7 protein-coding genes, 1 tRNA gene and 1 pseudogene are annotated in these 5944 nt (G+C 36.4%); 3 read left to right on the forward strand and 6 right to left on the reverse strand.

Annotation, left to right across the window (positions count from 1 at the left end):
• The 3 genes from Megvenef_RS06825 to trmD all read right to left on the reverse strand — a co-directional run.
• Window positions 1-328 (reverse strand): transposase (locus Megvenef_RS06825; RefSeq protein ID WP_322776028.1); only part of this gene is annotated, 328 nt, incomplete at its 3' end.
• Window positions 329-690: 362 nt separating this feature from the next.
• Entirely contained in the window at window positions 691-1065 is a 375-nt protein-coding gene (gene rplS, locus Megvenef_RS06830; RefSeq protein WP_322777225.1) for a 50S ribosomal protein L19, read from the reverse strand.
• Window positions 1066-1109: 44 nt separating this feature from the next.
• Complete coding sequence (gene trmD / locus Megvenef_RS06835) at window positions 1110-1805, reverse strand: tRNA (guanosine(37)-N1)-methyltransferase TrmD (protein WP_322777226.1); 696 nt, start codon at window positions 1803-1805, stop codon at window positions 1110-1112.
• A gap of 148 nt (window positions 1806-1953) precedes the next feature.
• Between trmD and Megvenef_RS06840 the strand changes: the two genes are divergently transcribed.
• A tRNA-Pro gene (locus Megvenef_RS06840) sits at window positions 1954-2030 on the forward strand.
• Window positions 2031-2117: 87 nt separating this feature from the next.
• Here the strand turns inward: Megvenef_RS06840 and Megvenef_RS06845 are convergent.
• The 3 genes from Megvenef_RS06845 to Megvenef_RS06855 all read right to left on the reverse strand — a co-directional run bounded on the left by Megvenef_RS06845 (window position 2118) and on the right by Megvenef_RS06855 (window position 4830).
• On the reverse strand, window positions 2118-2492 hold the full coding sequence (locus tag Megvenef_RS06845) for a hypothetical protein (RefSeq protein WP_322777227.1): 375 nt from the start codon (window positions 2490-2492) through the stop codon (window positions 2118-2120).
• Between the two features lie 195 nt (window positions 2493-2687).
• The gene (locus tag Megvenef_RS06850; protein ID WP_322777228.1) at window positions 2688-3677 is read right to left on the reverse strand and encodes an inorganic phosphate transporter; all 990 of its coding nucleotides are present in this window, start codon (window positions 3675-3677) and stop codon (window positions 2688-2690) included.
• Window positions 3678-3951: 274 nt separating this feature from the next.
• Window positions 3952-4830, reverse strand: a complete 879-nt coding sequence (locus Megvenef_RS06855; RefSeq protein WP_322777229.1) for an aminoglycoside phosphotransferase family protein — start codon at window positions 4828-4830, stop codon at window positions 3952-3954.
• Window positions 4831-4933: 103 nt separating this feature from the next.
• Between Megvenef_RS06855 and rplS (Megvenef_RS06860) the strand changes: the two are divergent.
• Both rplS (Megvenef_RS06860) and Megvenef_RS06865 read left to right on the forward strand, forming a co-directional pair.
• A pseudogene (rplS, locus tag Megvenef_RS06860) lies at window positions 4934-5254 on the forward strand (50S ribosomal protein L19); the annotation flags it as partial.
• A 362-nt stretch (window positions 5255-5616) separates the two neighbouring features.
• The coding region (locus Megvenef_RS06865) for a transposase (RefSeq protein WP_322776028.1) at window positions 5617-5944 on the forward strand (328 nt) is incomplete at its 3' end.

Consider the following 5944-nt stretch of genomic DNA (forward strand, 5'->3'; position numbering starts at 1 on the left):
CTTCAGACACATCAAGATCTTGCTGCAAATATTCATAACCACAAAAATATTGCCAATAAATATTTTCCTTTAGCTCTTCCTCCGTAAACGAATCAGAACCGTTGTACATAGCTTGAAGCATTGATAGTGCTAGCATTACTCTATGATCTTTCTTATTTCTACCAAATTGCTTGATTTCAATGTTAGGCAATGCTCTGGCTTCAAGTTCAGACCAATTTACTAAATCCCTTAGTTTATATAACTTGTTTTTAGGATTTAGTTTTGTAGATAATTTCTCTTCAAATAACCTTTCTTGTTTTTGGAGAAAAGTAATATTTTCTATAGGCATAATTTTAAAATCCGTAAGCTTTATGCGGTAATTATACCATTTTCTTATGGATTTTGTAAGCTGTTTATGACATGAAACCCCTTGTTAATTCAGGCGGGGAGAGTTTTGACGGAGGGACAAAATAACAACGAGATAGGTGAAATGTCGGTGATTATATATTTAGAGAGAACATAGCTTACAGCTCCCATGAAAGGGGGAATTAAAGCTAAGCAATAATACCACCACTTTGTTGTATGATTCATAAAAAAACGCCTACTATGTCTTACTGAAAGAATCGGTGCAGTACATTCATTATAAATCAATTTTAAAATAACCCACTATAGAGATTATATAGTGGGTCAGTTTAAATTTGCAGTTAGGTGTTATTTCTTCCTAATAACTTGTTTTTCTTGAATTCTTGCAGCTCTACCGCTTAGGTATCTTAGATAGTGAAGTTTAGCGCGGCGTACAACGCCTCTTTTTACAACTTCAATTTTTGCAACAATTGGGGAATAGGTCATAAATCTTCTTTCTACACCTTCACCATGGCTTACTTTGCGTACTACAAAAGAAGAGGTAACTCCTCTATTTCTTTTAGCTATAACAACGCCCTCGTATCCTTGAAGTCTAACAGTTGTGCCGTCTATAACGCGAACGCTAATTTTTACTGTATCTCCAGCTCTAAATTCTGGTATTTCTTTATTTTCGGTGAGTTTTTCAATCTGTTTTTTTTCAAATTGCTCAATTACGTTTTTCATTGTTAGCTCCAAATGTTTTTACTGTGCTTATAAGTTTTTAAAACTTAAATAAGTTGTTTTCTACGCTCTAAGGTGATCCTGAGTGATTCTTTTTTTTTCCATTCCGCTATTTCAGCATGATTACCTGATAGCAAAGTTTCTGGAACTTTTCTTCCTCTCCATTCGACTGGCTTAGTATAAAGCGGATGTTCAATTAGTTTGAAACCTTCAGCTTCTGTTTCAAAAGATTCTTCTTGTAAAGTTTCTTTATTCACAAGTACACCGGGTAAAAGTCTGACAACGCTATCTAATATTGACAGTGCAGCTACTTCCCCACCAGAGAGAATGTAGTCTCCTAGGCTAATCTGTATGGCATTATACTCGTCAATCACTCTTTCGTCAATCCCTTCAAAGCGTCCGCACAAAATAATTATGTTTTTTTCTTGCGCTATTTTTTTTGATAATTCTTGTGTTAAAGGGACTCCTCTGGGTGAGGGGTAGTAAATTTTTGATCCAGGCCTCATGTCCAAGGCTTTGTCAAGAGCCGGGCCAAGTACGTCTGGTCTCATAATAAGGCCATTTCCACCACCACAAGCTGCGCTATCAACATTTTTATGCTTAGTTATTCCGAAATCTCGAATATTAACGGTGTCAATCGACCATATTCCTTTCTTAATAGCTGCCCCTGCTAAAGAGTATGCCAAAGGTCCGGGAAACATCTCGGGAAAAATGGTCAAAATTGTGGCATGAAAGCAGGGCATGTATGAAAACTAAGAAATTATATTTGCTACGAATATATCTCTATATTGATAATGGATCAAGCTGTCTTCTAGTTATTCGACGTTTCTTCATTTTTTTGTTGATTTATAATCTTTTGTGAGTTATACCAGTGCATACAATAACATAAATCGGGGCATAGCGCAGCCTGGTAGCGCATCTGGTTTGGGACCAGAGGGTCGGGAGTTCGAATCTCTCTGCCCCGACCATATAAATTAAAATAAATTAACTCAATTCCCACTCGCTGAAAAAGCTTCCTGATCCCATCTCCACTACTAGATGATCTGCTGCTACGGCTAAAAACATACTATGTTTTGGAGTAGCATCGATTTCGTCAAAATCACTATATTTTCCTCGTGTACACGCGAGAAGAGGGGTGCCGTGCTTATCGGTATAAGGGTAATCGCCACCGAAACCTCTGGTTTTATGAAAATTATATGCGGATTTAGCAACCCATTCTGAAGGAAGAGTTTTATGGCATCATTATTGATAAAATAACCTTTGTATAATTCTAGTAATTCGTTGTACGTGTCACCGTTTAGATATTGTGAAATATTCTTAATATCAGAAACGCTGTTAGGTATTCTCCATAAGCTTTCCTGGATTTTTATGTTTGAGTTAGATGATATCTCACACAACATACTATCAAAATCATCTTTTGATAAACCCATGATATCTAATAGATTGCTCTTAGAATAAAAGCCTGTTATCTAGAACGCAGATATCAAGATCCTCCTTCTGGTACCTAGGGATCTTTGGCCAAGAGGTAGGCGCAAGCTTCAATCAAAGCTCGGGATGACTTTGTCACGTTGCATAGCACTTCTTGCCATTAAAATAGACCGACTCAACCGGAGTTGACATCGTTTTTATATCAAACTCAGGTTAATTAACAACATAATTGCTGCGGCAATTAACCCGGTAGCTGGTATGGTAATAAGCCAGGTTAAGAAAATCTTATACATAATAGACCAGCTGGTTCCGGTTAAACCCCTTGATAGACCAACTCCAGCGATAGCACCAGTGACAGTATGAGTAGTTGATACTGGTGCTCCTAAGCTTGTAGCAGCAAAAATTACTATAGTAGCACCAGTCTCTGCTGCAGAGCCAAGTATAGGGGTTAAGGGGGTGATTTTTTGACCCATAGTATGAACTATTCGCCAGCCGCCAGCAAGAGTGCCAAAACCCATAACAGCATAGCAAGATAGCACTACCCATGAAGGAATATGAAACTCTTGGCCTTGATAGAAGCTTGATATTAAGAGCAAGCTGATAATGCCCATTGTTTTTTGAGCATCGTTACCACCGTGAGATAGGCTTAACATAGCGGATGAAACTAGCTGTAAGATCTTAAACCATTTATCATTAGGATTGCTAAAAATCTTAGTAATAAGAGTAGCTAGACACAAGCCTATTAATATTCCTAGTAAAGGAGATAGTAATATTCCTGCCATAATTTTAGTTAGGCCTGAGAATTGTAGAGAGTAAATGCCACCTTTGTAAATCGAGGCGCCGATAATACCGCCAATTAAAGCATGAGAAGAGCTAGAAGGAAGACCATAATACCAAGTAAGTAGGTTCCAACTGATTGCGCTGATCAGAGACGCGAAAATAAGATAAGGGCTAACTATTTCAGGGTTAACTAGGCCAGTGCCTATTGTGGTAGCGACTGATAATTTAAAAAAGAAAAACGCGGCGCAATTAAAAAAAGCAGCCCATATGACAGCCTGCAGTGGGCTTAAAACCTTGGTAGCTACTATAGTTGCAATTGAATTAGCAGCATCATGAAAGCCATTAGTAAACTCAAAGATAAAAGCTAGAAAAATTACAAATAAGGTAAATATTAAGCCTAATTCCATAAATGCCCTTGGTTATCTATTCGAATATATTCTAAGTGAATATTAGAATTATGTCTCCTTAAATATTTTAGGCCCTTTATCGGCGGGGTTAGATTAAATAGGCCAATATAATTAAAAGGGTGTTGAGGTTTGATATAAAAACGATGTTAATTCTTGTTGAGTAGGTCTATTTTCATGGCAAGAAGCGCTTATGCAGCGTGACAAGTTATCCCGAGCTTTGATTGAAGCGGAAGGAAGCTCTTGATATCTGCGTTTAGGATAACAGGCTTTCGTTTTACAAAACCACTAAAGGATCCATAATTTCGGTTAAACGGTGAAAATAAGTCACATCATTGCTGCCGTCTTCTAAAGCCCATATCCATGAAAGTACGCTTTGTACAAAAGACCAATTAAGAATTCTTTGCGGGGTAATATCAAAAAATTTGGCAGAATTAACAGCACGCCAATTTATTATATGTGTTGCAGATTCATTATGGAGCAATTCAGGAATAGGATTGCGGATGAAATAAGCTAGTTCGTAAGCAGGTTCACCTATTACACCTTTTGGGTCAATTACTAACCACTCATCCTTGTTATTTAAAATATTACCATGATGCAAATCTCCATGTAAAAGTTTAAACGCGGAACATGTATTTAAGAGACTATTCTTTAATAAACGTGCTTTTTCAAGGTATCTTCTAGGTATGTTTATATCGCGATCTAAAGCAGTAAGCCAATCTATTATAGTAGGAAAAATATGAGGTTTGGGTAAGGGGATGTTATATAGCTTATACATAATGTCTATAACTATTTTTAGTGCTTCATTATCTTTATCTGGCCAGTAACTTTTTAGCGATTCTCCAGGAATAATACGCTCTAGCAATAACATCTTTTCTCCTTCTGCAAGAAGATTAACGCTACCTGCACCCGAGAACTCTTTTAGAGCGGCTGCTTCTCTCTTTATCCCCAAGCTATCTAAACCACATTTCAAAATAATTGGCTGAGTGCCTTGAAAGCCTTCCAACACATAATTATAGGTTAGATTGGTAACAGGTGATAGATTTGATATACCATATTGTGCTGCTAAGCTATTAACTATCCCGGGCAAATTTTTAAGCCAATTTCTGCCTTTATCTCCATAAATATTAATAATATTTTGCTCAAATATATTCATGAAAAATCGACTAAATTTATGTTTACCTTATTCAAGGTAAGTACAATATTAACTTATAGATGAATAAAAACAATTAAAAGCTGGAACAAGATGATAACTTAATAGCCGACAAGTTCAAGAATCTAGTGCTGGAGATACAGTAAAAATTAGCGTTCGCGTTATAGACGGCACAACTGTTAGACTTCAAGGATACGAGGGCGTTGTTATAGCTAAAAGAAATAGAGGAGTTACCTCTTCTTTTGTAGTACGCAAAGTAAGCCATGGTGAAGGTGTAGAAAGAAGATTTATGACCTATTCCCCAATTGTTGCAAAAATTGAAGTTGTAAAAAGAGGCGTTGTACGCCGCGCTAAACTTCACTATCTAAGATACCTAAGCGGTAGAGCTGCAAGAATTCAAGAAAAACAAGTTATTAGGAAGAAATAACACCTAACTGCAAATTTAAACTGACCCACTATATAATCTCTATAGTGGGTTATTTTAAAATTGATTTATAATGAATGTACTGCACCGATTCTTTCAGTAAGACATAGTAGGCGTTTTTTTATGAATCATACAACAAAGTGGTGGTATTATTGCTTAGCTTTAATTCCCCCTTTCATGGGAGCTGTAAGCTATGTTCTCTCTAAATATATAATCACCGACATTTCACCTATCTCGTTGTTATTTTGTCCCTCCGTCAAAACTCTCCCCGCCTGAATTAACAAGGGGTTTCATGTCATAAACAGCTTACAAAATCCATAAGAAAATGGTATAATTACCGCATAAAGCTTACGGATTTTAAAATTATGCCTATAGAAAATATTACTTTTCTCCAAAAACAAGAAAGGTTATTTGAAGAGAAATTATCTACAAAACTAAATCCTAAAAACAAGTTATATAAACTAAGGGATTTAGTAAATTGGTCTGAACTTGAAGCCAGAGCATTGCCTAACATTGAAATCAAGCAATTTGGTAGAAATAAGAAAGATCATAGAGTAATGCTAGCACTATCAATGCTTCAAGCTATGTACAACGGTTCTGATTCGTTTACGGAGGAAGAGCTAAAGGAAAATATTTATTGGCAATATTTTTGTGGTTATGAATATTTGCAGCAAGATCTTGATGTGTCTGAAG

The sequence above is a fragment of the Candidatus Megaera venefica genome (assembly GCF_034554655.1).
Lineage (GTDB): Bacteria > Pseudomonadota > Alphaproteobacteria > Rickettsiales > Rickettsiaceae > Megaera_A > Megaera_A venefica.

What these genes read in the sequence shown, in the direction of transcription:
- Megvenef_RS06855 (WP_322777229.1), bottom strand. Translation starts at nt 4,830, where the DNA reads ATGAATATATTTGAGCAAAATATTATTAATATTTATGGAGATAAAGGC.
- Megvenef_RS06845 (WP_322777227.1), bottom strand. Translation starts at nt 2,492, where the DNA reads ATGGGTTTATCAAAAGATGATTTTGATAGTATGTTGTGTGAGATATCA.
- trmD (WP_322777226.1), bottom strand. Translation starts at nt 1,805, where the DNA reads ATGCCCTGCTTTCATGCCACAATTTTGACCATTTTTCCCGAGATGTTT.
- Megvenef_RS06850 (WP_322777228.1), bottom strand. Translation starts at nt 3,677, where the DNA reads ATGGAATTAGGCTTAATATTTACCTTATTTGTAATTTTTCTAGCTTTT.
- rplS (WP_322777225.1), bottom strand. Translation starts at nt 1,065, where the DNA reads ATGAAAAACGTAATTGAGCAATTTGAAAAAAAACAGATTGAAAAACTC.